Origin of the sequence: Streptomyces sp. NPDC050732 (assembly GCF_040654255.1) — a bacterium.
Lineage (GTDB): Bacteria > Actinomycetota > Actinomycetes > Streptomycetales > Streptomycetaceae > Streptomyces.
Map to the genome: position 1 here is coordinate 60,643 of NZ_JBFAHP010000032.1, position 23,389 is coordinate 84,031.

The window sequence follows — 23,389 nt, forward strand, 5'->3', positions numbered from 1 at the left end:
TGCCGCATCCCGGGCGCGCGGGCGCGGGGCCGCGCTTAATGTGAGCGGAGAAGCAGCACTCCACGGAGCAGATCCCCTTTCGAAAGGAACGGGACGACGATGAGCGACACCGGACAGCGGAACGCGTCTCAGACGCTGCAGAAGGACTCCCCGAAGGAGAGCGCGGCGAAGTCCGCGACAGGACGGGGCGGCGGTGACCCCGGCGGCCGGGGCCGCACCACCATCGCGGACGGCGTCGTCGAGAAGATCGCCGGGCTCGCCGCGCGCGACGTGGAGGGCGTGCACGCGATGGGCGGCGGCCTCGCGCGGACCTTCGGTGCCGTGCGCGACCGGGTCCCCGGCGGCTCGAAGTCCGTGTCGCGCGGCGTGAAGGCCGAGGTCGGCGAGGTGCAGACCGCGCTCGACCTGGAGATCGTCGTCGAGTACGGCGTATCGATCGCGGACGTCGCGCAGGACGTGCGGGAGAACGTGATCGCGGCGGTCGAGCGCATGACCGGGCTTGAGGTCGTCGAGGTCAACATCGCGGTGAGCGATGTGAAGCTGCCGGACGAGGAAGACGACGAGCCGCAGGGACGCCTTCAGTAGGACGTCCCGCCAAGCGGTCCACAGGCAAGCGATCCAAAGGAGCGCACGATGAGCATGGCCGTGATCGGCATGGTGGCCGGAATGGCTCTTGGCTTCGCCGGATACTTCGGCGGATTCGGGGCGTTCCTTCTGGTGGCCGCCCTGGGCGCCATCGGCTTCGTGGCCGGGCGGTTCCTGGAAGGGGACCTGGAGCCCGGCGACCTCTTCCGCGGCCGCGGCGACCGGGGGCGGTGAGCGGTGGCGGCACAGGTCGCACCCGGAGAGCGCGGCGCGACCCGGATCGCCGACCGCGTCGTCGCGAAGATCGCCGCGAGGGCGGCACGCGAGGCGGTGGACGCGGTCCCGCCCGACGGTTCGCCGCCGCGCGCCACGGTCTCCGTCCGCCATGAGTCCGCCCGTGTCCGCGTCAGCGTCGAACTGGACTACCCCTGCGACATCGGCGGTCAGTGCGGCGCCGTGCGTCGCCAAGTCGCCGAGCGGGTGAGGGAGTTGGCGGGAATGGAGGTGCCCGAGGTGGCCGTCCAGGTGGAGCGGCTGCACTCGGCGCAGGTCCGCGCGGCGGCACAGGGGAGGACACGATGAGCGAACCCGAAGGGGGCGGCACCCGACCGGTGCCGGTCCTCGAACAGTCGGAGGGCGAGCCTGACGAGACGGCCTCCGCGACCGCCTACCGGCCGCCGCCCACGCTCTCCGGCGACGAGAAGGCCTCCCGGTTCTGGTCGCGCCGACGGGTGCCCGCGGCCCTGCTCGCCCTGCTGGTCCTCGGCGCCACCGGACTGCTCCTCTACGACGTCGTCGCCGTCAGGGCCGACCACCCCGCGATGCGCTGGCGCCGCGAACTGGCCCACCAGCTCGGTCAGCGCCCCCTCGACGACACCGCCGTGCTCGCCGGGGCCGCCCTGGCCGCCCTCGTCGGGATCTGGCTCCTCGTGCTCGCCGCGACCCCCGGGCAGCGCGGCCTCCTGCCGATGCGGCGCACGCACGCGGACGTGCGCGCGGGCCTGTACCGCGGCGCCGCCGCCACCGTGCTGCGCGACCGCGCCATGGACGTACCCGGCGTGCAGTCCGTGCGGGTCTGCATGAAGCGCTCCAAGGTGGACGTGCGCGCGGTCTCGCACTTCCGCGAACTCGACGACGTACGCGGCGACCTGGACACCGCGATGGCCGACGGCATCCGTGAGCTGGGCCTCGCGCGCGCCCCCGGCCTCTCCGTCCGTGTGGCCCGGCCCGGCAGAAAGGCGTGAGCGCGATGCTGCGCACGGTCAACCGCGTACTCCTCGCCCTCGCCGGGTTCGTGCTGCTCGTCCTCGGCGGCTCCGTCCTCGCCGTCGGGCTCGGCGCGTCGCCGCCGTCGTGGTGGATCCACGACGGCCGGCACGACGTGCTGCTCAGCGCCGCCGACCGGGTGCAGTGGCGCGACGAAGGTTGGTTCTGGCCCGTGGTCATCGCCGTCCTCGCCGTCCTGCTCCTGCTCTCCCTGTGGTGGCTCTCCGCGCAGTTGCGCAGGCGCCGTCTCGCGGAGGTCCTGGTGGAGACAGGGGACGGCGAGGGCGCGCAGCTGCGCGGCGTGGCCATGGAGAACGTGCTGGCCGCCGAGGCGGAGACGCTGGACGGCGTCGAGCGCGCCCACGCCGTCCTGACCGGCCGGCGCAGCAGGCCCCAGGCCCGCGTGGACGCGGTCCTCGCCCCCCACGCCGCCCCGGCCGACGTCCTCCACGACCTCTCCACCCAGCCCGTGACCCACGCCCGCGATGCGGCGGGCCTGGCGAGCCTGCCGACGACGGTGCGCCTACGAGCCCGCAAACACCACGCGGAACGCGTGAACTGACCGGCGCCCGGTCAGAAGCCCGCCCGGGAACCGCCGTCCACCGGCACCATGATTCCCGTCAGGTAGGACGCGGCGGGGGAGAGCAGGAAGGCGGCCGTGCGGCCGAACTCCTGAGGGGTGCCGTAGCGGCGCAGGGGGATGGTCGACTCGTTCGCGGCGCGGGTGGCCTCAGGGTCGGGGGAGAGGCCGTCGAGCTGGCGCATGCGGTCGGTGCCGATGCGGCCGGGGAGCACGCCGACGACGCGGATGCCCCGCGGACCCAGCTCGTCCGCGAGGGACTTGGCGAAGCCGGCGAGCCCGGGGCGCAGGCCGTTCGAGATCGTCAGGCCCGCGATCGGCTCGTACACCGACCCGGAGAGCACGAAGCCGATGACGCCGTCCTCGCCGAGCTGTGCGGCCGCCGAGCGGGCGAGCCGCACGGCGCCCAGGAAGACCGACTCGAACGCCGCCTGCCACTGCTCGTCGGTGTTGTCCGCGACAAAGCCGGGCGCGGGCCCGCCGACGCTGATCAGCACACCGTCGAAACCGCCGAAGTGCTCGCGGGCCGCGGCGATCAGGGTGTCCGCGGCGGCGGGGTCGGCGTTGTCGGCGGCGACGCCCACCGCGTTCGGGCCGAGCTCGGCGGCCGCCTCGGCGACCGTCTTCTCGTCGCGGCCGGTGACGACGACCTTCGCGCCGTCCGCGACCAGCTCGCGCGCGGTGGCGTTGCCGAGGCCACGGGTGGCGCCGGTGACTACGTAGACACGGTCCTTCAGTCCAAGATCCATGGCCCCTATCCTCCCGCGTCCGCCCCATGGAGCGCGAGGGCTGTATTGACCAGGCCGATATGGCTGAATGCCTGCGGGAAGTTGCCCAGCTGCCGGCCGGACGCGGGATCGTACTCCTCCGCGAGCAGCCCCACGTCGTTGCGGAGCGCGAGCAGGCGGTCGAACAGATCGCGGGCCTCCTCGGTGCGGCCCGTCATGTGCAGCGCGTCGGCGAGCCAGAACGAGCAGGCGAGGAAGGTGGCCTCGCCGCCCGGCAGCCCGTCGATGCGCCGCTCGTCCGCGCTGTAACGCCGTACGAACCCGTCGCGGCCCAGCTCCTGATGGATCGCGTCCACCGTGCCGACGACGCGCGGATCGTCCGGCGGCAGGAACCCCACGCGCGGGATGAGCAGCAGGGACGCGTCGAGCTCGGCGGAGCCGTAGAACTGCGTGAACGTGTTCCGCTCGGCGTCGTACCCGCGCTCGCACACCTCCCGGTGCACCTCGTCGCGCATCTTGCGCCAGCGCTCGACGTCCCCGAGGTTGTCGGCCAGACCGGGATCCTCCTCCAGCGCCTGCACGGTCCGGTCGGCGGCGACCCACGCCATCACCTTCGAGTGCACGAAGTGCCGGCGCGGACCGCGGACCTCCCACAGGCCCTCGTCCGGTTCGCGCCACTTCTCCTCCAGGAACTCCAGCATGCACCGCTGGAGATTCCAGGCGTGCGGACGCGGGGCCAGGCCCTTCGCGCGGGCCATCGTGAGGGAGTCGATGACCTCGCCGTACACGTCGAGCTGCAGCTGGTTCACGGCGTCGTTGCCGATGCGCACCGGGGTCGAGTCCTCGTACCCGGGCAGCCACGGCACCTCGTACTCCGGAAGCCGCCGCTCACCGCATATCCCGTACATGATCTGGAGGTCGGCGGTGTTGCCCGCGACCGCGCGCAGCAGCCAGTCGCGCCACGCCTCGGCCTCCTCCAGATAGCCGGCGGCGACCAGGGCGCCCAGGGTGAGGGTGGAGTCGCGCAGCCAGGAGTAGCGGTAGTCCCAGTTGCGCACGCCGCCGATCTCCTCGGGCAGGGAGGTGGTGGGGGCGGCCACGATGCCGCCGGTCGGGGCGTAGGTGAGGGCCTTGAGGGTGATCAGGGAGCGTACGACCGCGTCGCGGTGCGGCCCGTCGTAGCGGCAGCGCGCGGTCCACTCCTCCCAGTCGGCGAGGCTGTCGCGCAGCGCCTCATAGGGCTCGACGAGGGTGGGGCGCGGCTCGTGCGAAGGATGCCAGGTGAGGACGAATGCCACCTTTTCGCCCGCCTCCACCGTGAACTCGGAGTGCGTGCTGAACCCCTCGCCCCAGGTGCGCACCTCGGGCTCGCTGCGCAGCCACACCGCGTCGGGGCCCGCGACGGCCACGCGGAGCCCGTCGATCCTGCGCATCCACGGCACGACCGAGCCGTAGTCGAAACGGAGGCGGATCGTACTGCGGACCGTCACCCGGCCCGTCAGCCCCTCGACGATGCGTACGACATCGGGGGCGCGGTCGCGCTGCGGCATGAAGTCGGTGACGCGGACGGTGCCGTCCGGCGTCTCCCACTCCGAGTCGAGCACGAGGGTTCCCGGCCGGTACGCGCGCCGGGTGCAGGGGCCCGCGTCTTCCGGCGCGATGCGCCAGTGGCCGTTCTCCTCGTCGCCGAGCAGCGCGGCGAAGCAGGCGGCCGAGTCGAATCGGGGCAGGCAGAGCCAGTCCAGAGAGCCGTCCCTGCCGACCAGGGCAGCGGTCTGGAGGTCGCCGATGAGCGCGTAGTCCTCGATGGGGTGATGCACGCAGAACGGCTTCCCGGGATGAGGCCCCGTCAATCTGACCGCGTGCCGCGGGGATGCGCGGGAGTCCGGCTCAGGCGTTCGCCGGTGTCGCCTCGGGTGCGGGGGCCGCCGCGGCGGCCGCGCGGTCGCGCCGCTCCCTGCGGACCAGCACCACCCAGCCGACGGGGACGCCCGAGGCGAACAGCCACCACTGGACCGCGTACGCCATGTGCGCGCCGATGCTGCTGTGGTCGGGCTCGCCGATCAGTTCGGGGGAGCCGTTGGCCGGCTCGGGCGAGGTCTGCTCGACGTAGCCGCCGAGGACCTGCTTGCCGAGGCTGTCGGCCTGCTGCCCGCTGCTGATCAGCATGATCTGACGGTCCGGCAGGCCGCGGACGTTCTTGATGCCGCTGGCCGCGGACGTCTCGTCGGCCTTCAGGCGGCCGGTGATGGTGAGCTCGCCCTTCGGCGGGGCGGGGATCTTGGGGAAGGCGGTCTGCGGGCCGTCGGCCGGGATCCAGCCGCGGTTGACGAGCAGGACCTTGCCGTCCGCGAGGACGAAGGGCGTCAGGACGTGGAAGCCGACCTCGTCGTCGGAGTTGGTGCGGCGCCGCACGACGACCTCGTGCTCCGTGTCGTACGTCCCCTTGGCGCTCACCCGGCGGTACAGGTCCTTCCTGGGCACCTCGTGGCCGGGAGAGGTGATCTTCTCCGCCGGGACCGGGGGGGCGGCCAGCGCGTCGGCGACCCGCTGGTTCTGCGCGACACGGTTCTGGTGACGGTGCAGCTGCCAGAAACCCAGCTCGACCATCACGGGGATGAGGACGAGGGCGATGAGGGTGAGGATCACCCACTGCCGGGTCAGGAGGAAGCGGTACACCCCACGACCGTACCTCTAGGCCCGTGGGGTGCCTGCCCGGGGGTGGGGTCGGTGCCCGCCCGGCGGCGGGGCCGGTCAGACCTTGTCGATGATGCCCACCCGCCCCTCCGCGCGCGAGCAGTGGGCGCCGCAGTACCAGTGCCCCTCCACCTCGACGCCCTGGCCGATGATGCGGCACCGGCAGTGCTCGCAGATGGGCGCCATGCGGTGGATGGCGCAGGAGAAGCAGTCGAAGACGTGCACCGCGCCCTGCGCGTGCACTTCGAAGGACATGCCGTAGTCGTTTCCGCAGACCTCGCAACGTGCCATGCGCCACAGGGTGGGTCGCCGCGGCGGTGCGGGGCGAGCGGTCGGCGGGCGAGTCGCCCGCAATCACCCGTCTGACGCCTGCTCGGTTACGACTCCGTGGCGGGCGTCACGTCCTGGAGGAGCTGTCCGAAGGCCGCCTCGTCGATCACCGGGGTGCCGAAGGAGCGCGCCTTGACGGTCTTGGAGGTGCCGGAGTCCGGGTCGTTCGTGACGAGGAGGCTCGTGAGACGGGACACACTCGTCGCGATGTGCAGGCCGGCCTCGACGGCCCGGTCCTCCAGGAGTTCGCGCTCCACGGAGGTGTCTCCGGAGAACGCCACCCGCATGCCCTGCTTGAGCGGTTTGCCCGGTTCGTAACGCCCCGGGTTCGGATACGGGCACGGCGGGCGCTTGCGCGAGGGGCGCCAACTGCCCGGCCGGTACGAGGAGGAAGGCGCAGGGCCCGTCGACTGGCGGACGACGCGCGGCGCGCCGTCGGACCACTCGGTCAGCGGGCGGCACTCCAGGAGCGGCAGCCGGACATTGCCGCCCGCCGCCGCGTGCAGGCTCGGGCGGAACGCCTCGGCGAGCACGCGGGCGTCGTCCAGCGCGTTGTGCGCGTGGCGCTGCTCGACGCCGAAGTGCGCGGCCAGGGACTCCAGCTTGTGGTTGGGCAGCGGGAGCGCCAGCTCCTTGGAGAGGGCGATGGTGCACAGGCGTTGGCGCACGGGGGCCAGGCGCTCCGCGCGCGCGTACTCCCTGGCGATCATCGACCAGTCGAAGACCGCGTTGTGCGCGACCAGGACGCGGCCGTCCAGGCGTCCCGCGAACTCCTCGGCGATGTCCTTGAAGAGCGGTGCGTCGGCGAGCATCGAACTGGTGAGCCCGTGGATCCAGACCGGGCCCGGGTCGCGCTGCGGGTTGACCAGCGTGTACCAGTGGTCCTCGATCTCGCCCTGCGCGTCCACGCGGTAGACGGCGGCCGACACTATGCGGTCGTCGCGGGCCAGGCCGGTGGTCTCCACGTCGACGACCGCGTATCCCGTTGGATACGCGGCCGGCCAGGGCACTGCGGACGCTGCGGTCGTGTGGTCTTCGAGCATGGTCCATGAGGATACGGGCCGCGACTGACAGTCAGGGTGCCGGTCCGAGAAGCCCGGCCACCAAAGCCTTGACGGAGGTGGTGAAGAGCGCCTCCGCGTCGACGGGTCCGGCCAGCGCGCGGGCGAGCGCGCCGTCCTGCTCCGCCGCCTGCGCCGTCCACAGCTCGTCCTCGCCGGGGTGCTGCTCGGGGGCGCGTTCGCGGTAGCGCTCGACCAGGACGTGGCCGACGACGTGGACCTGGACGGCGCGCACGGCCTCGGCGGCGCGGGCGCCGCGCAGGCCCGCCTCGTGGACCTCGTGGACGAGGGCCCGCTGGGCGGGCAGGAACATCCGTTCCGTCAGGCCCCGTTCGTGGACCATCGCGACGAGGTGCGGGTGGTCGAGGAGCTGGTGGCGCAGGGCGCGGGCCACGGAGGCGACGCGCTGCGCGGGGGCGCGGCCGGTGGCGCGGATCTCGCCGAGGTCGGCGAGGGTGCGCTCGACGAGGGCGTCCAGGAGCGACTCGCGGTTGCCGACGTGCCAGTAGATCGAGGTGACGGCGGTGCCGAGCTCGGCGGCGAGCGCGCGCATCGTCAGGGCGCGCGGGCCGTGCCGCTTGACGAGGCGCGCGGCCGTGTCGAGAACCTGCTCCCGGTCCAGCTGCGCACGGGACTTCTCTCTGCCCTTCTCTTTACCCTTCACGGACCCTGTTGTAACTGTGTTACAGAACCGCCGCAAGTCCCGGCCGCGGGCCCGAGTCCGCGCTGACGAAGGGTGGTACGACATGGCACGCATTCGCTACGGAGCGCGCGACGAGGCGGAGATCGCCGCCTCGCGCACCGCGAGTTCCCGGCTCCCCGACATCTGGTCCACGGGCGTGGTGGCCGTCTGGGAGAGCGATCCGGACGTGGTCGCGGCGGTCCTGCCGCCGCCGCTGAAACCCACCGGGCGGCCCCTGGTGCGGGCGAGCATCAGCAAGGTCGACCTGCCGGGCTACCCGCTGGGCGCGGGCTCCGTCGCCGTAGCCGCCGAGCACGCGGGGGTGGTGGGCTGGTATCCGCTGGTGATGCCGATGACCCACGAGCGGGCCCTGATCGGCGGGCGCGAGGTCTTCGGCGAGCCGAAGAAGCTCGGCGAGGTGGAGGTCGAGCGCGACGGCCTGGTGGTACGGGCCAGACTCGCCCGGCACGGCATCGCGTTCGTGGAGGTGCGCGGCGCGGTCAGCGGCGCCCTGCCGCTGCCCGCACCGACGCGGAAGACCGACTTCTACTTCAAGTTCCTGCCCGCGGTGGACGGTTCGGGCTTCGACGCGGACCCCGTACTCGTGCACTGCGTACGGAACGAGAAGGTCCGCAAGCTGGAGGCCGTCACCGGGGACGTCGTGCTGCGCGAGTCGATGTACGACCCGGTGGCCGATCTGCCGGTCCGCGCGCTCGTCGAGATCACCATCGGCGAGAAGACCACCGACCAGCAGGGCCGCGTCGTCGAGCGCGTCAGCGCGCAGGCCCTGCTGCCCTACATCCACCAGCGCTACGACGACCCGGCGCAGATCCTCGACGGGCCGCCCGAGGGGAGCGTCTGAGATGGAGCTGCGTGCGGGGCGGGTCGCCGTCGTCACGGGCGCGGCGAGCGGCGTCGGGCTCGCCATGGCGCGGCGGTTCGCGGCGGACGGCCTGACGGTGGTCCTCGCGGACGTCGAGACCGGCGCTCTGGAGAAGGCCGCGACGGACCTGCGGGAGGACGGTGCGACCGTGCACGCGCGCGTGGTCGACGTCGGGGTGCGTGAGCAGGTCTTCGCCCTGGCCGACGAGGCGTACGACAGGTTCGGCGCCGTCCACGTGCTGTGCAACAACGCGGGGGTCGGCTCCGGTGCCGAGGGCCGCATGTGGGAGCACGAGCCGAACGACTGGAAGTGGGCCTTCGAAGTCAACGTCTGGGGCGTCTTCCACGGCATCCAGGCCTTCGTGCCCCGGATGATCGCGGGCGGCGAACCGGGCCACGTCGTCAACACCTCCTCCGGGGACGGCGGCATCGCACCCCTGCCCACCGCCTCCGTGTACGCGGTCACCAAGGCCGCCGTGGTGACGATGACCGAGTCGCTGTACGCCCACCTGAAGGCCGAGCACGCGCGCGTGGGCGCCTCCGTGCTCTTCCCAGGACCCCACATGCTCCGCACCGGCCTGTGGGAGTCGCACCGCAACCGCCCCGACCGGTACGCCAAGTCCCGCCCCCGCAGGACCCCTTACCGCAGCCTCGACCAGTGGGAGGCCGCGATGAGGGAGGCGGGCGAGGAGGTGGAGTTCACGCCCGTCGAGGAGGTCGCGGACTTCGTGGCCGAGGGCATCGCCGCCGGCCGCTTCTGGCTGCTCCCGGCGAGCGAGCACAGCGACCGGCAGATCCGGGCGCGGTCGAGGTCGATGCTCGACCGGTCCGACCCGGCCTACCTGGAGAACTTCATCCTGGACTGAAGGGAGCGCCAGCCATGAGCGCTCAGGACCCGTACCTCATCATCTCCTCCGACTGCCACGCCGGACTCCCCACCGAGGAGTACCGGCCCTACCTCGACAGCCGCTTCCACCGGGACTTCGACGCCTTCCTCGGCGAGCGCGACGCCCGCCGCGAGGAGGCGACCCGGCTCGGCATCCGCAACGACGCGTTCGCCGCCAAGTGGTTCCAGGACAACGAAGAGGGGCTGCGCGGCGGCTGGGACAGCGCCCAGCGCCTCAAGGAACTGGACGGCGACGGAGTGGCCGGCGAGGTCGTCTTCCCCGACGCGGACGCCGTCGACAGCCGGACCGCCGCGCCCTTCGGAGTGGGCCTCGGCCTCTCCGGAGACCAGGACCCCGAGCTCGGCATGGCGGGCGCCCAGGCGCACAACCGCTGGCTGGCCGACTTCGTCGGCGGGCACGCCGAAAACGCGGCCAGGCACTGCGGTGTCGCCCTGTTGCCCATCACCGGAGAGGTCGACCGCGTCGTCGCCGAGGTGTACCGCGCCAAGGAGTCGGGGCTCGGCGCGCTGATGATCCCCTCCATGTGGGTCGACAAGGCGCCCTACCACGACCGGCGTTACGACCCCGTGTGGGCCGCGGCCGCCGAGTGCGCGATGCCCGTGGTCACCCACTCCGGAGCGGCGCCCCGCCACGAGTACGGCGACCACCTCGGGATCTACGTCTCCGAAGTGACCTGGTGGCCCGCGCGGCCGCTGTGGTTCATGCTCTGGTCCGGCGTCTTCGAACGCCACCCGGGGCTGAGGTTCGGCGTCGCCGAGTCCGGCTGCTGGTGGCTGCCGAACCTCCTCTGGTTCATGGACCGCCTCTACCTGGGCGCGCACGGCGGAAAGAAGCTCTCCCCGTTCGCGGAGCTGAAGCGCCCGCCGCACGAGTACCTGGACCGGCAGATCTTCGTCTGCGCCACCAACACCAAGCGCCGCGAGCTCGCCCAGCGGTACGAGATCGGCGTCGACAACATCCTCTGGGGCAGCGACTTCCCGCACCCCGAGGGCACCTGGCCCGACACGCGCGCGTGGCTGAGGAAGACCTTCCACGACATCCCGGTGGCGGAGACCCGCCGCATGCTGGGCCTCGCCGCCGCGGAGGTCTTCGGCTTCGACACGGCGAAACTCGCGCCGCTGGCGCGCCGCATCGGCCCGACACCCGCCGAGCTCGGCCAGGCCGACGACCAGGAAGCCGTGGCCGCCTCCTGGGCGCGCTCGCGCGAGGTGGGCCGCCACTGGCTGACCGACCACGACTTCCCGGTACTGGGGGCCGACGCATGAGCGCACAGGACGGCACCGAGGACCGCTACACCGTCATCTCCGCGGACTGCCACGCGGGCGCCGATCTCCTCGACTACAGGCCCTACTTGGAGTCGCGCCACCACGACGCGTTCGACGCGTGGGCGGCCACCTACGTCAATCCGTACGAGGACCTCCTCGCGGACACCGCCGACCGCAACTGGAACTCGGACCGCCGCGTCGCCGAGCTCGAAGCGGACGGCATCGTCGCCGAGGTCGTCTTCCCGAACACCATCCCGCCGTTCTTCCCCTCGGCGTCCCTGATGGCCCCCGCGCCGACCCGGGAGGAGTTCGAGCAGCGCTGGGCGGGGCTGCGCGCCCACAACCGGTGGCTCGCGGACTTCTGCGCCGCCGCCCCGGGACGCAGGGCGGGCGTCTTCCAGATCCTCCTGAACGACGTCGACCTGGCCGTCGAGGAGATCCACCGGTCGGTGGAGGCGGGCCTGACGGGCGGCCTCATGCTGCCCGGCACACCACCGGGTTCGGGCCTGCCGGAGCTCTACTCGTCGACGTACGACCCGATCTGGGCGGCCTGCGCCGAACGGGGCGTGCCGGTCAACCACCACGCGGGCTCGGCCTCGCCGCCGCTCGGCGAGGAGCCGGCCGCGCGCGCGGTGTTCATGGTCGAGACGACGTGGTTCTCGCACCGCGCGCTGTGGCACCTCGTCTTCGGCGGGGCCTTCCGCCGCCATCCGGACCTCAGGCTGGTCCTCACCGAGCAGGGCTCGGGCTGGATCCCCGGAGTGCTCGACATGCTGGACTACTACCACGGGCGGCTCGTCGCGGCGGCGAGGAGGGCCGGCGGCGCGGACACCGCCGAGTCGAAGTTCGGCGCGGGTCTCGCCGACGCGATGGGCAAGGGCCCCTCCGAAGTGTGGCGCGACAACTGCTTCGTGGGCGCCAGTTTCATGCGCCCCCACGAGGCGGCCCTGCGCGACCGGATCGGTCTCGACAAGATCATGTGGGGCAGCGACTACCCGCACGACGAGGGCACGTACCCCTACTCGCGCGAAGGCCTCCGCACCGCCTACGCCGGCCTCCCCAGGGACGAGATCGCGGCCATGGTCGGCGGCAACGCGGCCCGCGTCTACGGCTTCGACCTGCAACGGCTCGGACGGATCGCCGCGCGCGTGGGCCCCACGGCCGAAGAGCTGGCCGAACCCCTCAAGGAGCCCCCCACCGACGCGACGAGCCCCGTCTTCGCACCCGGAGCTTCGGTACGGGTCTGGTGAGCGAGCGGGGGCCGGGGCAGTGCCGCGCATCGGGTACCGTCCCCGGCCCCCGGTGGGCCGGTTGTTGGCGAGGATCACCAACAACCGCTCCCGTACCGCCGGTAATACTTGTCGGTAACAACCTCTAGTCGTGGGCCTGCGGCCGTTCTACCGTGCACGCATGTCCCCGAACCTGCCCGATGTCGTGCTGTGGTCCATCCCGGCTTTCGTGCTGCTGACCGTCATCGAGATCGTGAGCCACCGGATCCATCCCGATGAGGACGCCGCGGGGTACGAGACGAAGGACGCCGCCACCAGCATCACCATGGGGCTCGGCAGCCTCGTCTTCGACCTGCTGTGGAAGATCCCGATCGTCGCGATCTACTCGGGCGTCTACGCGCTGACACCGCTGCGCGTCCCCGTCCTGTGGTGGACCATCCCGCTCATGCTCCTCGCCCAGGACTTCTTCTACTACTGGTCGCACCGGGGCCACCACGTCATCCGCATCCTGTGGGCCTGCCACGTCGTGCACCACTCCAGCCGCAAGTTCAACCTCACGACGGCACTGCGCCAGCCCTGGACGAGCCTCACGGTGTGGCCGTTCTACCTGCCGCTCATCGCCTGCGGCGTCCACCCGGCGGCGCTCGCGTTCTGCTCCTCGGCCAACCTGGTCTACCAGTTCTGGATCCACACCGAGCGCATCGGGAAGCTGCCCCGCCCCATCGAGTACGTCTTCAACACGCCCTCGCACCACCGCGTGCACCACGCGTCCCAGGGCGGCTACCTGGACCGCAACTTCGGCGGCATCCTCATCGTCTGGGACCGGCTGTTCGGCTCCTGGGTCGCCGAGACCGACCGTCCCGTGTACGGACTGACGAAGAACATCGACACGTACAACCCCCTGCGTGTGGCGACCCACGAGTACGCCGCCATCGCCAAGGACCTGCGGGCGGCCGCGGGTTGGCGGGAGCGGGCCGGGCGGCTCTTCCGCGGGCCCGGCTGGCAGCCGAGCGCTCCGAAGGCTCCCGAGGCGTCCCCGGCGGCCCTGCCCGCCTCCGAGGCGCCGGTCCCGGAGCGGGCGGCGTGACGGGCCGGCCGCCGCCGGGGCTGCTCCTCGGCGCATTCGGCGTCGCCGCGCTCGGCGACCTCGTCGCGCTCCTCGCCGACTCCGGCCCCGGCCACGCCGTCTTCAAGCCGCTCCTCATGCCCCTCCTCGCGGCATACGTCGCCACACGGAAGGGCCCTCGGCTGCTGATCGCCGCCCTCCTCTTCGGCTGGGGCGGCGACACCCTCCTGCTCTTCGACGCCGAGCCCGCGTTCCTCGCCGGGATGGGGTCCTTCGCCGCCGGACACGTCTGCTATCTCGTGCTCTTCAAGCGGTACGGCGAGCGGTTCGGCGAAACCGGTGGGTACGCGCGCAGGGCGGTGCTCGTGGCCGCGTACGCCCTCGCGCTCATCGGCACCGTGGCGCTGCTCTGGCCGGACCTGCCGGCCGACATGCGCGGGCCCGTCGCGGGCTACAGCGTGCTGCTCACCGCCATGGCGCTCGGCGCGACCGCGCTCGGCGTCACGGCGGCCGCGGGCGGGGCGCTGTTCCTGCTCTCGGACACCCTGATCGCGACCGGCGTCGCCGACTGGCCGCAGCTGCCGAGGCCCGACTTCGCGATCATGCTCACCTACCTGGCGGCTCAGGCCCTGCTGACCAGGGGAGTGCTGAGGGCCGGGCGGCTCACGAGTCGCCCGGCCCTCTCCACCGCGAAGCGGTGATGTGGTGCTACTTGAGTGGTGCTACTTGCGCACGGCGTCCAGCGCGTCGGCCATGCCCACGCCGTAGAAGCCGTTCTTGTTCCGGCCGCCCTCGCACACCGCGTCGACCTTGCCGTCGCCGTCGAAGTCGTACGGGTCGGTGCAGGCCATCGCGTCGGCCTGGCGGTGGAGCAGCTCCTTGATCCGCTTGGCCGAGGCGTGCGGGTGCGTCGACTTGAGCAGCGCGGCCACGCCCGCGACGTGCGGCGAGGCCATCGACGTACCGCCCTTGTAGCCGAACTTGCCGCCCGGCAGCGTCGACAGGATCCGGCCGTCGACGGCCGGCGGGTTCGGCGCCTGGTACTTGGTGGAGTCGCCGCCCGGTGCCGTGATGTCGATGACGCCGTCGCCGTAGTTCGAGTACGACGCCTTGATGCCCTTCGCACCGGTGGCGGAGACCGTCACGACCCCCGGAAGCTGCGACGGGAGGTCGAAGCAGTCCTTGGTCTTGATGGTCCGCGGCACCGGAGTGGTGTCGTTGGGACTCGACTTGTCGATGATCTCGTCCTGGGCGAGGTCGGTCTTCGAGTTGCCCGCGGCCGCGACGTTCACCGCGCCCTTGCGCTCCGCGTACTTCGAGGCCCGCCCGACCGCGTCGACCAGCGCCTTCTGGTCGTCGTCCGTCGTGCAGTTGAACAGCCACGGGTCGGTGTAATAGCTGTTGTTGGTGACGTCGACGCCGTGGTCGGCCGCCCACACGAAGCCGCAGACCACGGCCTCCGTGTAGTACAGGCCGGTCTCGGGCTCCGCCACCTTCAGGCTCGCCACCTTCACGCCCGGCGCGACGCCCGTGACACCGGTGCCGTTCTTCGCGGCGGCGACCGTGCCCGCCACGTGCATGCCGTGGTCGCTCTCACCGGCCACCGGCCGCCACGCGTTGTCCTTCTGGACGGGCACGCCGCCCAGACAGCTCGCGGACGCCCGGCGGTCGAAGTTCGGCGCGATGTCGGGGTGCGTGTCGTCGACACCGGAGTCGAGCACGCCGACCGTGACCTTGCGGCTGCCGAGGGAGATCTCGTGCGCCTTGTCCGCCTTCATGGCGGGCAGGTCCCACTGCAGCGGCTCCAGCTCGTCCTGGCCCGCCGAGGCCTTCCCGGCCGCGGCCTTCGCCTCCGCGGCGGTCAGCGGCCGCTCCGACTCCAGGGCGTCGTCGGACTGGGCGGACAGCGGGGCCGTCCGCGTCGCGCCCGCCGAGTCGACGCCCTTCACCTCGCGGATCGTCTTCGCGAAGTCGGGGTTCGCCGAGTGGACGACGATGACGCCGATCTTGTCGTACGCGATGACGACGTCACCGCCGGCCTTGGCGATCGCCTTCTTGGCGCGCTCGGAACTCCCCTTGCCGGGGCGGACGTTCACCACGTAACTCATGGACGTGGCGTCCGTGGCGGCCGACGACGAAACCGACGCCGGAGCGTCCGGTACCGCGGCGGGCCGCGCGGCCGCCGTTCCCGGCAGGAAGGCGACGGCCGAGACCATCGCGACGCCGAGCGGCAGGGCCAGCGCGCGGCGGGAGCGCAGGAAGGCGGCGGCGGATATGTGGGACTTGGTGGACTCGCTCACGTGTCGTCTCCCCGTCACTTCTTCTTCACGGCGTCGAGCGCGTCGACGAGCCCGCTGCCGTAGAAGCCGTTCTTGTGCGCGCCGCCGCTCTCGCAGACCGCGTCGACGTCACCGTCGCCGTCGGGGTCGTACGGCGTGGTGGGGCACTCCAGACGGTCGGCCTGCTTCTTCAGGATCCGCTGCAGCTCGGCCGGGCCCGCCTTCGGGTGCGTGGACTTGATCAGCGCGGCGACACCCGAGGCGTGCGGCGCGGCCATCGACGTGCCGCGCAGCCAGCCGTACTCGCCGCCCGGCATGGTGGAGAGGATGTTGCCGTTCTTCGACGGGGTGTCCGTCGGCAGTTGGTACTTGTCGCCGCCCGGGGCCGTCACGTCGACGACACCCTTGCCGTAGCTGGAGTACGACGACTTGAGGTTCTTGACGCCCGTCGCGCTGGTCGTGACGACGCCCGGCAGCTGGGTCGGCACGTCGAGGCACTCGTGCGGGTCGATGGTGCGGGTCACCGGGGTGGAGTCGTCCGGGCTGGAGTCGTCGACGATCGCGTCCGAGTCCAGGTCGTGGTTGGAGTTGCCCGCGGAGGCGACGTTGAGGGTGCCCTTCTTATGCGCGTACAGCTGCGCGCGGTTGACCGCGTCGAGGATCGCCTTCTGGTCCGGGTCGTCCTTGCAGTTGTACAGCCACGGGTCCACGTAGTAGCTGTTGTTGGTGATCTCGACGCTGTGCTCGGCGGCGAACACGAAGGCGCAGACCACGTTCTCCGGGTAGAACAGCTCGTCGACCGGGTCGGCCACCTTGATGCCCGCGATCTTCACGCCGGGCGCGACGCCCGCGACGCCGACGCCGTTGCGCGCGGCGCCGATCTCACCGGCCACGTGCGTGCCGTGGTAGTGCTCCTTCTTCGCCGGGCGCCAGGCTCCGGGCGACGTGTCGAGCTTGCCGCCGACACAGCTCGCGGACTGCGCGGCCGAGAAGTTGGGGGCGAGATCCGGGTGGGTGTCGTCGACGCCGGTGTCGATCACGGCGACGGTGACCTTCTTGCTGCCCGGGTTGATCTTCGCGGCCTTGTCGGCGCCGATCGCCCGCAGGTCCCACTGGTCGGCTTCCATCGGCTCAGTGCCCGGAGCGGCACTCTTCTTCAGGGCCTTGGCCTCGGCGGCGGACAGCACCTTCGCCTTGCCGTCGTCCGTGGTGGCGGCCGACTTCAGCGGCGCGGTGTGGGTCGCGCCCGCGGACTGGACGCCGCGCACGCCGCGTATTCGCTTGCCGAAGTCCTGGTCCGTGGAGTGGACGACGATGACGCCGATCTTCTCGTGCGTGACGACGACGGAGCCGCCGGCCCTGGCTATCGCCTTCTTGACGTACGCGAGCGTCTTGCGGTCCGTGCGGGTGTTGACGACGTACGCGAAGACGGGGGCGTCCTTCGCGGTCTGCGCCGACACGGGGGCGGGGGACTCGTTCGGGGCCGCGGTCGCGGCGCCGGGCACGAAGCCGACCGAGGCGGCGAGCGCGAGGCCGAGCGGCACGGTGAGTGCCGTACGACGTCTGGAACGCAGATGAGCCATGGGATCTCCACATCATCCGGATACGGAACTGCCCGAACACAGCTGGTGCTCGGGCAGGTACATGACGGGCGTGCAGGGTGAAGCTATCCCCCGAACTCCCAGGCCAGCAATGCCTGTCGGCCGCGATCCGGAAGAAACCGGGCAGCCGGGGCGCGTCGTGCGCCGCCCGGGGACGTTGAGCAGACAACGGAAGCAACATCAACCCCTGTCGGATCACGTCCCGTGGCCTTAGCATCGCCATCCGTGGCTCACGTGATCCGCGTCACGCCGGATGTGAGGCCAGAGAACCCATGGAACAACTGTCCGTCCCCACCCCACCCGCACCACGAGGAGACTCCGTGGCCACCGACGCACCGCCCCCTTCGAAGGGTGGCGCAGGAAAAGAACCCGCTCCCCACGCGCCCTCCACGGAGGAGTTCATCGAGGTGCAGGAGAGCACGGAATTCGGTGAACTGCGCCGCTCGCACCGCTCGTTCGCCTTCCCGCTCACCATCGCCTTCATCGCCTGGTACCTCGTGTACGTCCTGCTCTCCAACTACGCGGGCGAGTTCATGGGCACCAAGCTCTTCGGCAACATCAACGTGGCCCTGGTCCTCGGCCTCGGGCAGTTCCTGACCACCTTCCTCATCGCCTGGTTCTACTCGCGCCACGCGGCGGCGCAGCTCGACCCGAAGGCCGAGGTCATCAAGGCCCGCATGGAGAACCGTCCGCAGAGCCGCCTGGAGGGCGACGCATGAATCCCGCGCACACCGCCGTGATCGACCTGGCGGCGGCGTCCGACGCCTCCGAGCACCGGCCGCTGATCATCAGCCTCTTCGCCGCCTTCGTCGTCGCCACTCTCTTCATCACCGTCTGGGCAGGACGGCAGACCAAGAGCGCCGCCGACTTCTACGCGGGCGGCCGCCAGTTCACCGGCTTCCAGAACGGCCTGGCGATCTCCGGCGACTACATGTCCGCCGCCTCCTTCCTCGGCATCGCCGGCGCCATCGCCCTCTTCGGATACGACGGCTTCCTGTACTCCATCGGCTTCCTGGTCGCCTGGCTCGTGGCGCTCCTCCTGGTCGCCGAGCCGCTGCGCAACTCCGGGCGCTACACGATGGGCGACGTCCTCGCCTACCGCATGCGCCAGCGCCCGGTCCGCACCGCCGCGGGCACCTCCACGATCGTCGTCTCGATCTTCTACCTGCTCGCGCAGATGGCGGGCGCGGGCGTCCTGGTCTCGCTGCTGCTCGGCATCACCAGCGACGCGGGCAAGGTCCTCATCGTGGCCCTCGTCGGCGTCCTGATGATCGTCTACGTCACCATCGGCGGCATGAAGGGCACCACCTGGGTGCAGATGGTCAAGGCCGTCCTGCTCATCACCGGCACCGTCCTCATCACCTTCCTGATCCTCCTGAAGTTTGACTTCAACGTCTCCGACCTGCTCGGCACGGCCGCCTCCAACAGCGGCAAGGGCTCGGCCTTCCTGGAGCCCGGCCTCAAGTACGGCGTCTCCGGCACCTCGAAGCTGGACTTCATCTCCCTCGGCATCGCTTTGGTCCTCGGCACCGCCGGCCTGCCGCACATCCTGATCCGCTTCTACACCGTGCCGACGTCCAAGGCCGCCCGTAAGTCCGTGAACTGGGCCATCGGCATCATCGGCGCCTTCTATCTGATGACGATCGTCCTCGGCTTCGGCGCCGCCGCCCTGCTCAAGCCCGGCGAGATCATCGCTTCCAACAAGGCCGGCAACACGGCCGCACCGCTCGCCGCCATGGAGATCGGCGGCGGTGGCGACTCGACCGGTGGCGCGATCCTGCTCGCGGTCATCTCCGCGGTCGCCTTCGCCACGATCCTCGCGGTCGTCGCGGGCCTCACCCTCGCCTCGTCGTCCTCCTTCGCGCACGACATCTACGCGAACGTCATCCGCAAGGGCAAGGCCACCGAGAAGGAGGAGATGAAGGCGGCCCGCTGGTCGACCGTCTTCATCGGCATCGTCTCCATCGCGCTGGGGGCCCTGGCCCGCGATCTGAACGTGGCGGGCCTGGTCGCCCTCGCCTTCGCGGTCGCCGCCTCCGCGAACCTGCCGACGATCCTCTACAGCCTCTTCTGGAAGAGGTTCACCACGCAGGGCGCGCTCTGGTCGATCTACGGCGGCCTCGTCGCCGCCGTCGGCCTGGTGCTGTTCTCACCCGTCGTCTCCGGAAAGCCCAGCTCGATGTTCCCCGACGCGAACTTCGACTTCTTCCCGCTGGAGAACCCGGGCCTGATCTCCATCCCGCTCGGTTTCCTGCTCGGCTGGCTCGGCTCTCTCCTCTCCAAGGAGGAGCCCGACAAGGGCAAGTACGCCGAGCTGGAGGTCAAGTCCCTCACCGGCGTCGGAGCCCACTGACCGGCATTTGTTCACACGTTCGTAGCGGCCGCGTCGTAGAGTCCTACGACGCGGCCGTACCGTTCCTCGTGGCAAATGGCCCATGGCGTTGTCAGAGGTGTCGCGTAAGGTCGAAGACAGTGGGACCCAAGAGAAGCCGACCGCCGGGGAGGGGGCCGCAGTGCTCATCGACACGTTTGGCCGCGTAGCCACTGACCTGCGCGTATCGCTGACCGACCGCTGCAATCTGCGGTGCACGTACTGCATGCCGGAAGAGGGCCTGCAGTGGCTCGCCAAGCCGGACCTGCTCACCGACGACGAGATCGTCCGGCTCATCCGCATCGCCGTCACACAGCTCGGCATCACCGAGGTCCGCTTCACCGGCGGCGAGCCCCTGCTGCGCCCCGGCCTCGTCGGCATCGTCGAGCGCTGCGCCCGGCTGGAGCCCCGCCCGAAGATGTCCCTGACGACGAACGGCATCGGACTCAAGCGCACCGCCCAGGCCCTCAAGGCCGCCGGCCTCGACCGGGTCAACGTTTCCCTGGACACCCTGCGCCCCGACGTCTTCAAGACGCTGACCCGGCGCGACCGCCACAAGGACGTCCTCGAAGGCCTCGAAGCGGCCCGCGACGCCGGCCTCACCCCCGTCAAGGTCAACACCGTCCTGATGCCGGGGCTGAACGACGACGAGGCCCCCGACCTCCTGGCCTGGGCCGTGGCGAACGACTACGAGCTCCGCTTCATCGAGCAGATGCCCCTGGACGCCCAGCACGGCTGGAAGCGTGACGGCATGATCACCGCGGGCGACATCCTGCAGTCCCTGCGCACCCGCTTCGAGCTCACCGAGGAGGGCTCGGGGGAGCGCGGCTCCGCGCCCGCCGAGCGCTGGATCGTGGACGGCGGCCCGCACCGCGTCGGCGTCATCGCCTCCGTCACCCGCCCGTTCTGCTCGGCCTGCGACCGCACCCGGCTGACGGCCGACGGCCAGGTGCGCACCTGCCTCTTCGCCACCGAGGAAACGGACCTGCGCGCGGCCCTGCGCGCCGCGCCCGACGACACGGCGGACGGCTCGGACGAGGCGATCGCCCGCATATGGAAGCTCGCGATGTGGGGCAAGAAGGCCGGCTCCGGCCTGGACGACCCATCGTTCCTGCAGCCGGACCGCCCGATGTCCGCGATCGGCGGCTAGGACACGCCCCGGCCGTCCCCGTCGGCGGCCTCGCGCGCCTGCCACTCGTCGAGCGGCACGACGTCCTTCAGCATGCCGCGCACACCGAGGAACTGGGAGAGGTGCTCGCGGTGCTCTCCGCACGCGAGCCACGTCTTGCGGCGCTCCGGCGTATGAATCTTGGGGTTGTTCCAGGCCAGTACCCAGACCGCCGAGACGCGGCAGCCCTTGGCGGAACAGATCGGGTTTTCGTCACTCACAGTCGCGTCCAAGTGCTGCGAACAAGGCGACGCCGAGCAGCCACGGGGGGAGCTGCCCGGCGTCGGTCTGTCGCTCCGACGGGGGATGCGGAGCGCGTACGAAGTATGTCATGGGGGACCCGCCGACTGGCACCGGAACTTCACGATTGATCTGAGGTTTTCTTGAGCTTGGCGCAACGTCGACGGTCAGTTCGGCCCGTGCGCGGCGCCGCGCCGCTGGTCGTGAGCGGGGCCCGGGGGATCTTCCGGGACGGATTCCGCGGCGGCGGCCGCGACGGGCGGCGCGAGCATTGGCCGAGAAGGAGCGGGCACGAACGTCGACGGCAGCGAAGGCGGCGACTCCCGGCCGGCGTTGGCGATCACGACGGAGATGTACGGCAGGAGGATTCCGAGCACCAGAGCGACGAGCGCGACGTGCCGCTCGACGTTCCACAGCACCGCGGCGGCCACCACCGACACGGTACGGACCGACATCGAGATCACATACCGTCGCTGCCTGCCCCGCACGTCCTCCGCGAGACCCTGCCGGGCCCCCGTGATCCGGAAGACCTGGCCGCTGCTCTGCTTCCGCATCACATTCCACCGCCCTGTCCGCTGTGCCGGACTCTCCGCGGTACCTGCCCCGGCCCGGCCCCTCAACGTTACGCCGCGGCTGCGCCGCCTACGAGACCGGGGCAGGCCTCTTCTCGGTGCCCCTCCTGCGTCCCGCCACGTATGGACGAGCCCGACATGCGCCGTATGGCGGACGGGTCGAGACTGGCCGTAATGCTCATCTGAGCCGACTAGGAGGCAGCTATGGGCTGGTTGTGGGCCATCATCGTGGGTTTCGTACTGGGGCTGATTGCCAAGGCGATCCTCCCCGGGAAGCAGCACAGTCCTCTCTGGCTGACCACGGTGTTCGGCATCATCGGAGCCGTTCTGGGCAACTGGCTCGCGACTCAGTTCGGCATCAACGAGACCAAGGGCATCGACTGGGGCCGACACGCGCTCCAGCTGGTCGCGGCTCTCGTGGTCGTCGGCCTCGGTGACGCGGCGTACACGATGCTCCGGGGCAACAAACGGCGGGCTTAGCCGCACACGGAGGGGCTGGTCCGCGCGGACCGGCCCCTCTCGCGCTCGCGTGGTGCGGGCGGGTCAGCCCGCCGTGACCTCCACCGCGGCCAGGTTCTTCTTGCCGCGGCGCAGGACCAGCCACCGCCCGTGCAGCAGATCCTCCCGGGCCGGCACCGCGTCCTCGGCGGTGACCTTCACGTTGTTCACGTAGGCACCGCCCTCCTTGACCGTGCGCCGGGCGGCGGACTTGCTCGCCACCAGGCCGACCTCGGCGAGCAGGTCCACGACCGGGCCGAGCTCGGCGACCTCGACGCGCGGCAGCTCGGAGAGGGCCGCGGCCAGCGTCGCCTCGTCCAGACCGGCGAGCTCGCCCTGGCCGAAGAGCGCCTTGGACGCGGCGATGACCGCGGCGCACTGGTCCGCGCCGTGCACCAGCGTGGTCAGCTCCTCGGCGAGCGCACGCTGCGCGGCGCGCGCCTGCGGACGCTCCTCCGTCTGCTTCTCGATCTCCTCCAGCTCCTCGCGGGACTTGAAGGACAGGATCCGCATGTACGTCGAGATGTCCCGGTCATCCGTGTTCAGCCAGAACTGGTAGAACGCGTACGGCGTGGTCATCGCCGGGTCGAGCCAGACCGCGCCGCCCTCGGACTTGCCGAACTTGGTGCCGTCCGACTTGAGCATCAGCGGCGTGCCCATGGCGTGCACGGCGGCGTCCGGCTCCAGGCGGTGGATCAGGTCGATGCCCGCCGTGAGGTTGCCCCACTGGTCGCTGCCGCCGGTCTGCAGGGTGCAGCCGTACCGCCGGTAGAGCTCCAGGAAGTCCATGCCCTGGAGGAGCTGGTAGCTGAACTCCGTGTACGAGATGCCTTCCTGGGACTCCAGGCGGCGGGCCACGGAGTCCTTGGTCAGCATCTTGTTCACCCGGAAGTGCTTGCCGATGTCGCGCAGGAACTCGATCGCGGACAGGCCCGCGGTCCAGTCGAGGTTGTTGACCATCGTCGCGGCGTTCTCGCCCTCGAAGGACAGGTACGGCTCGATCTGCGAGCGCAGCCTGGCCACCCAGTTCGCGACCGTCTCCGGGTCGTTCAGCGTGCGCTCGGCGGTCGGCCGCGGGTCACCGATCTGGCCGGTCGCCCCGCCCACCAGCGCCAGCGGGCGGTGCCCCGCCTGCTGGAGCCGCCGCACGGTGAGGACCTGCACGAGGTGCCCCACGTGCAGGCTCGCCGCGGTCGGGTCGAAGCCGCAATAGAACGTGACGGGACCGTCCGCGAGCGCCTTGCGCAGTGCGTCTTCATCGGTGGACAGGGCGAAGAGCCCCCGCCACTTCAGCTCGTCGACGATGTCCGTCACGGGTCTCGCGTCTCCTCGGATGTACTGGATCCATGTACTGATGGGCTGCACGGACGTGCAGGGTCCG

Annotated in this window: 26 protein-coding genes; 15 read left to right on the top strand and 11 right to left on the bottom strand. The window is 71.2% G+C overall.

All coding sequences use genetic code 11. The features are described from left to right. Nucleotides 1-99 precede the first annotated feature (99 nt). The 5 genes from AB0H82_RS26835 to amaP are packed head-to-tail and all read left to right on the top strand — an operon-like array spanning nt 100 to nt 2,413. Nucleotides 100-585, top strand: coding sequence for an Asp23/Gls24 family envelope stress response protein (locus AB0H82_RS26835; protein WP_362996991.1), 486 nt, complete (start codon nt 100-102; stop codon nt 583-585). A gap of 48 nt (nt 586-633) precedes the next feature. Then, nucleotides 634-819, top strand: coding sequence for a hypothetical protein (locus AB0H82_RS26840; RefSeq protein WP_362996993.1), 186 nt, complete (start codon nt 634-636; stop codon nt 817-819). A 3-nt stretch (nt 820-822) separates the two neighbouring features. Further along, entirely contained in the window at nt 823-1,167 is a 345-nt protein-coding gene (locus AB0H82_RS26845) for a hypothetical protein (protein WP_362996995.1), read from the top strand. After that, nucleotides 1,164-1,829, top strand: coding sequence for a DUF6286 domain-containing protein (locus tag AB0H82_RS26850; protein ID WP_362996997.1), 666 nt, complete (start codon nt 1,164-1,166; stop codon nt 1,827-1,829). The genes AB0H82_RS26845 and AB0H82_RS26850 overlap by 4 nt, the downstream gene beginning before the upstream one ends. Then, entirely contained in the window at nt 1,826-2,413 is a 588-nt protein-coding gene (amaP, locus tag AB0H82_RS26855; protein ID WP_362997001.1) for an alkaline shock response membrane anchor protein AmaP, read from the top strand. Before AB0H82_RS26850 ends, amaP begins: the two co-directional genes overlap by 4 nt. 11 nt (nt 2,414-2,424) lie before the next feature. Here amaP and AB0H82_RS26860 read toward each other — a convergent pair whose 3' ends face one another. The 6 genes from AB0H82_RS26860 to AB0H82_RS26885 all read right to left on the bottom strand — a co-directional run bounded on the left by AB0H82_RS26860 (nt 2,425) and on the right by AB0H82_RS26885 (nt 7,911). Further along, the gene (locus AB0H82_RS26860; protein ID WP_362997003.1) at nt 2,425-3,180 is read right to left on the bottom strand and encodes an SDR family oxidoreductase; all 756 of its coding nucleotides are present in this window, start codon (nt 3,178-3,180) and stop codon (nt 2,425-2,427) included. A 5-nt stretch (nt 3,181-3,185) separates the two neighbouring features. After that, complete coding sequence (locus tag AB0H82_RS26865) at nt 3,186-4,979, bottom strand: glycoside hydrolase family 15 protein (protein WP_362997005.1); 1,794 nt, start codon at nt 4,977-4,979, stop codon at nt 3,186-3,188. A gap of 70 nt (nt 4,980-5,049) precedes the next feature. Beyond that, nucleotides 5,050-5,838, bottom strand: a complete 789-nt coding sequence (locus AB0H82_RS26870) for an SURF1 family protein (protein ID WP_362997007.1) — start codon at nt 5,836-5,838, stop codon at nt 5,050-5,052. A gap of 75 nt (nt 5,839-5,913) precedes the next feature. Further along, nucleotides 5,914-6,147 carry a hypothetical protein gene (locus AB0H82_RS26875; protein WP_079043687.1) on the bottom strand — a complete coding sequence of 78 codons (234 nt, stop codon included), beginning with the start codon at nt 6,145-6,147 and terminating at the stop codon, nt 5,914-5,916. Between the two features lie 86 nt (nt 6,148-6,233). Next, nucleotides 6,234-7,229 carry a DEDDh family exonuclease gene (locus tag AB0H82_RS26880; RefSeq protein WP_362997010.1) on the bottom strand — a complete coding sequence of 332 codons (996 nt, stop codon included), beginning with the start codon at nt 7,227-7,229 and terminating at the stop codon, nt 6,234-6,236. Between the two features lie 31 nt (nt 7,230-7,260). After that, nucleotides 7,261-7,911, bottom strand: a complete 651-nt coding sequence (locus AB0H82_RS26885) for a TetR family transcriptional regulator (protein WP_362997012.1) — start codon at nt 7,909-7,911, stop codon at nt 7,261-7,263. An 82-nt stretch (nt 7,912-7,993) separates the two neighbouring features. Between AB0H82_RS26885 and AB0H82_RS26890 the strand changes: the two genes are divergently transcribed. From AB0H82_RS26890 to AB0H82_RS26915, 6 genes are all read left to right on the top strand, one after another. Further along, on the top strand, nt 7,994-8,791 hold the full coding sequence (locus tag AB0H82_RS26890; protein ID WP_362997014.1) for an acetoacetate decarboxylase family protein: 798 nt from the start codon (nt 7,994-7,996) through the stop codon (nt 8,789-8,791). A 1-nt stretch (nt 8,792) separates the two neighbouring features. Further along, complete coding sequence (locus AB0H82_RS26895) at nt 8,793-9,677, top strand: SDR family NAD(P)-dependent oxidoreductase (protein ID WP_362997016.1); 885 nt, start codon at nt 8,793-8,795, stop codon at nt 9,675-9,677. A gap of 14 nt (nt 9,678-9,691) precedes the next feature. After that, nucleotides 9,692-10,984, top strand: coding sequence for an amidohydrolase family protein (locus AB0H82_RS26900; RefSeq protein WP_362997018.1), 1,293 nt, complete (start codon nt 9,692-9,694; stop codon nt 10,982-10,984). After that, nucleotides 10,981-12,234, top strand: a complete 1,254-nt coding sequence (locus AB0H82_RS26905; RefSeq protein WP_362997020.1) for an amidohydrolase family protein — start codon at nt 10,981-10,983, stop codon at nt 12,232-12,234. Before AB0H82_RS26900 ends, AB0H82_RS26905 begins: the two co-directional genes overlap by 4 nt. Before the next feature lie 160 nt (nt 12,235-12,394). Further along, nucleotides 12,395-13,300 (top strand): sterol desaturase family protein, encoded by a 906-nt coding sequence (locus tag AB0H82_RS26910; RefSeq protein ID WP_362997022.1) that lies wholly within the window; start codon nt 12,395-12,397, stop codon nt 13,298-13,300. Continuing rightward, entirely contained in the window at nt 13,297-13,980 is a 684-nt protein-coding gene (locus AB0H82_RS26915) for a lysoplasmalogenase (protein ID WP_362997024.1), read from the top strand. Before AB0H82_RS26910 ends, AB0H82_RS26915 begins: the two co-directional genes overlap by 4 nt. Before the next feature lie 21 nt (nt 13,981-14,001). Here the strand turns inward: AB0H82_RS26915 and AB0H82_RS26920 are convergent, their stop codons facing one another. Then, nucleotides 14,002-15,495 carry a S8 family serine peptidase gene (locus AB0H82_RS26920; protein WP_362997103.1) on the bottom strand — a complete coding sequence of 498 codons (1,494 nt, stop codon included), beginning with the start codon at nt 15,493-15,495 and terminating at the stop codon, nt 14,002-14,004. A gap of 98 nt (nt 15,496-15,593) precedes the next feature. After that, nucleotides 15,594-17,141: a S8 family serine peptidase gene (locus tag AB0H82_RS26925; RefSeq protein WP_362997026.1), complete on the bottom strand. Its 1,548-nt coding sequence runs from the start codon at nt 17,139-17,141 to the stop codon at nt 15,594-15,596. A 338-nt stretch (nt 17,142-17,479) separates the two neighbouring features. Here AB0H82_RS26925 and AB0H82_RS26930 point away from each other — a divergent pair, with 338 nt between their 5' ends. The 3 genes from AB0H82_RS26930 (at nt 17,480) to moaA (ending at nt 20,680) form a co-directional block, all read left to right on the top strand. Continuing rightward, nucleotides 17,480-17,878 (top strand): DUF485 domain-containing protein, encoded by a 399-nt coding sequence (locus AB0H82_RS26930; protein WP_362997028.1) that lies wholly within the window; start codon nt 17,480-17,482, stop codon nt 17,876-17,878. Then, a complete protein-coding gene (locus AB0H82_RS26935) occupies nt 17,875-19,512 on the top strand; it encodes a cation acetate symporter (RefSeq protein WP_362997030.1) in 1,638 nt (545 codons plus the stop codon). The genes AB0H82_RS26930 and AB0H82_RS26935 overlap by 4 nt, the downstream gene beginning before the upstream one ends. A gap of 160 nt (nt 19,513-19,672) precedes the next feature. Beyond that, on the top strand, nt 19,673-20,680 hold the full coding sequence (moaA, locus tag AB0H82_RS26940; RefSeq protein WP_362997032.1) for a GTP 3',8-cyclase MoaA: 1,008 nt from the start codon (nt 19,673-19,675) through the stop codon (nt 20,678-20,680). On the opposite strand, the gene AB0H82_RS26945 is transcribed toward moaA, so the two are convergent. Together AB0H82_RS26945 and AB0H82_RS26950 are read right to left on the bottom strand one after the other, a co-directional pair. Next, on the bottom strand, nt 20,677-20,919 hold the full coding sequence (locus AB0H82_RS26945; RefSeq protein WP_362997034.1) for a hypothetical protein: 243 nt from the start codon (nt 20,917-20,919) through the stop codon (nt 20,677-20,679). The genes moaA and AB0H82_RS26945 overlap by 4 nt on opposite strands. A gap of 186 nt (nt 20,920-21,105) precedes the next feature. Continuing rightward, nucleotides 21,106-21,492, bottom strand: coding sequence for a DUF3099 domain-containing protein (locus AB0H82_RS26950; RefSeq protein ID WP_362997036.1), 387 nt, complete (start codon nt 21,490-21,492; stop codon nt 21,106-21,108). 222 nt (nt 21,493-21,714) lie between these two features. Between AB0H82_RS26950 and AB0H82_RS26955 the strand changes: the two genes are divergently transcribed. After that, nucleotides 21,715-21,990, top strand: a complete 276-nt coding sequence (locus AB0H82_RS26955) for a GlsB/YeaQ/YmgE family stress response membrane protein (protein WP_150183375.1) — start codon at nt 21,715-21,717, stop codon at nt 21,988-21,990. 63 nt (nt 21,991-22,053) lie between these two features. On the opposite strand, the gene tyrS is transcribed toward AB0H82_RS26955, so the two are convergent. Continuing rightward, a complete protein-coding gene (gene tyrS / locus AB0H82_RS26960; protein ID WP_362997039.1) occupies nt 22,054-23,322 on the bottom strand; it encodes a tyrosine--tRNA ligase in 1,269 nt (422 codons plus the stop codon). Between the last annotated feature and the right edge of the window lie 67 nt (nt 23,323-23,389).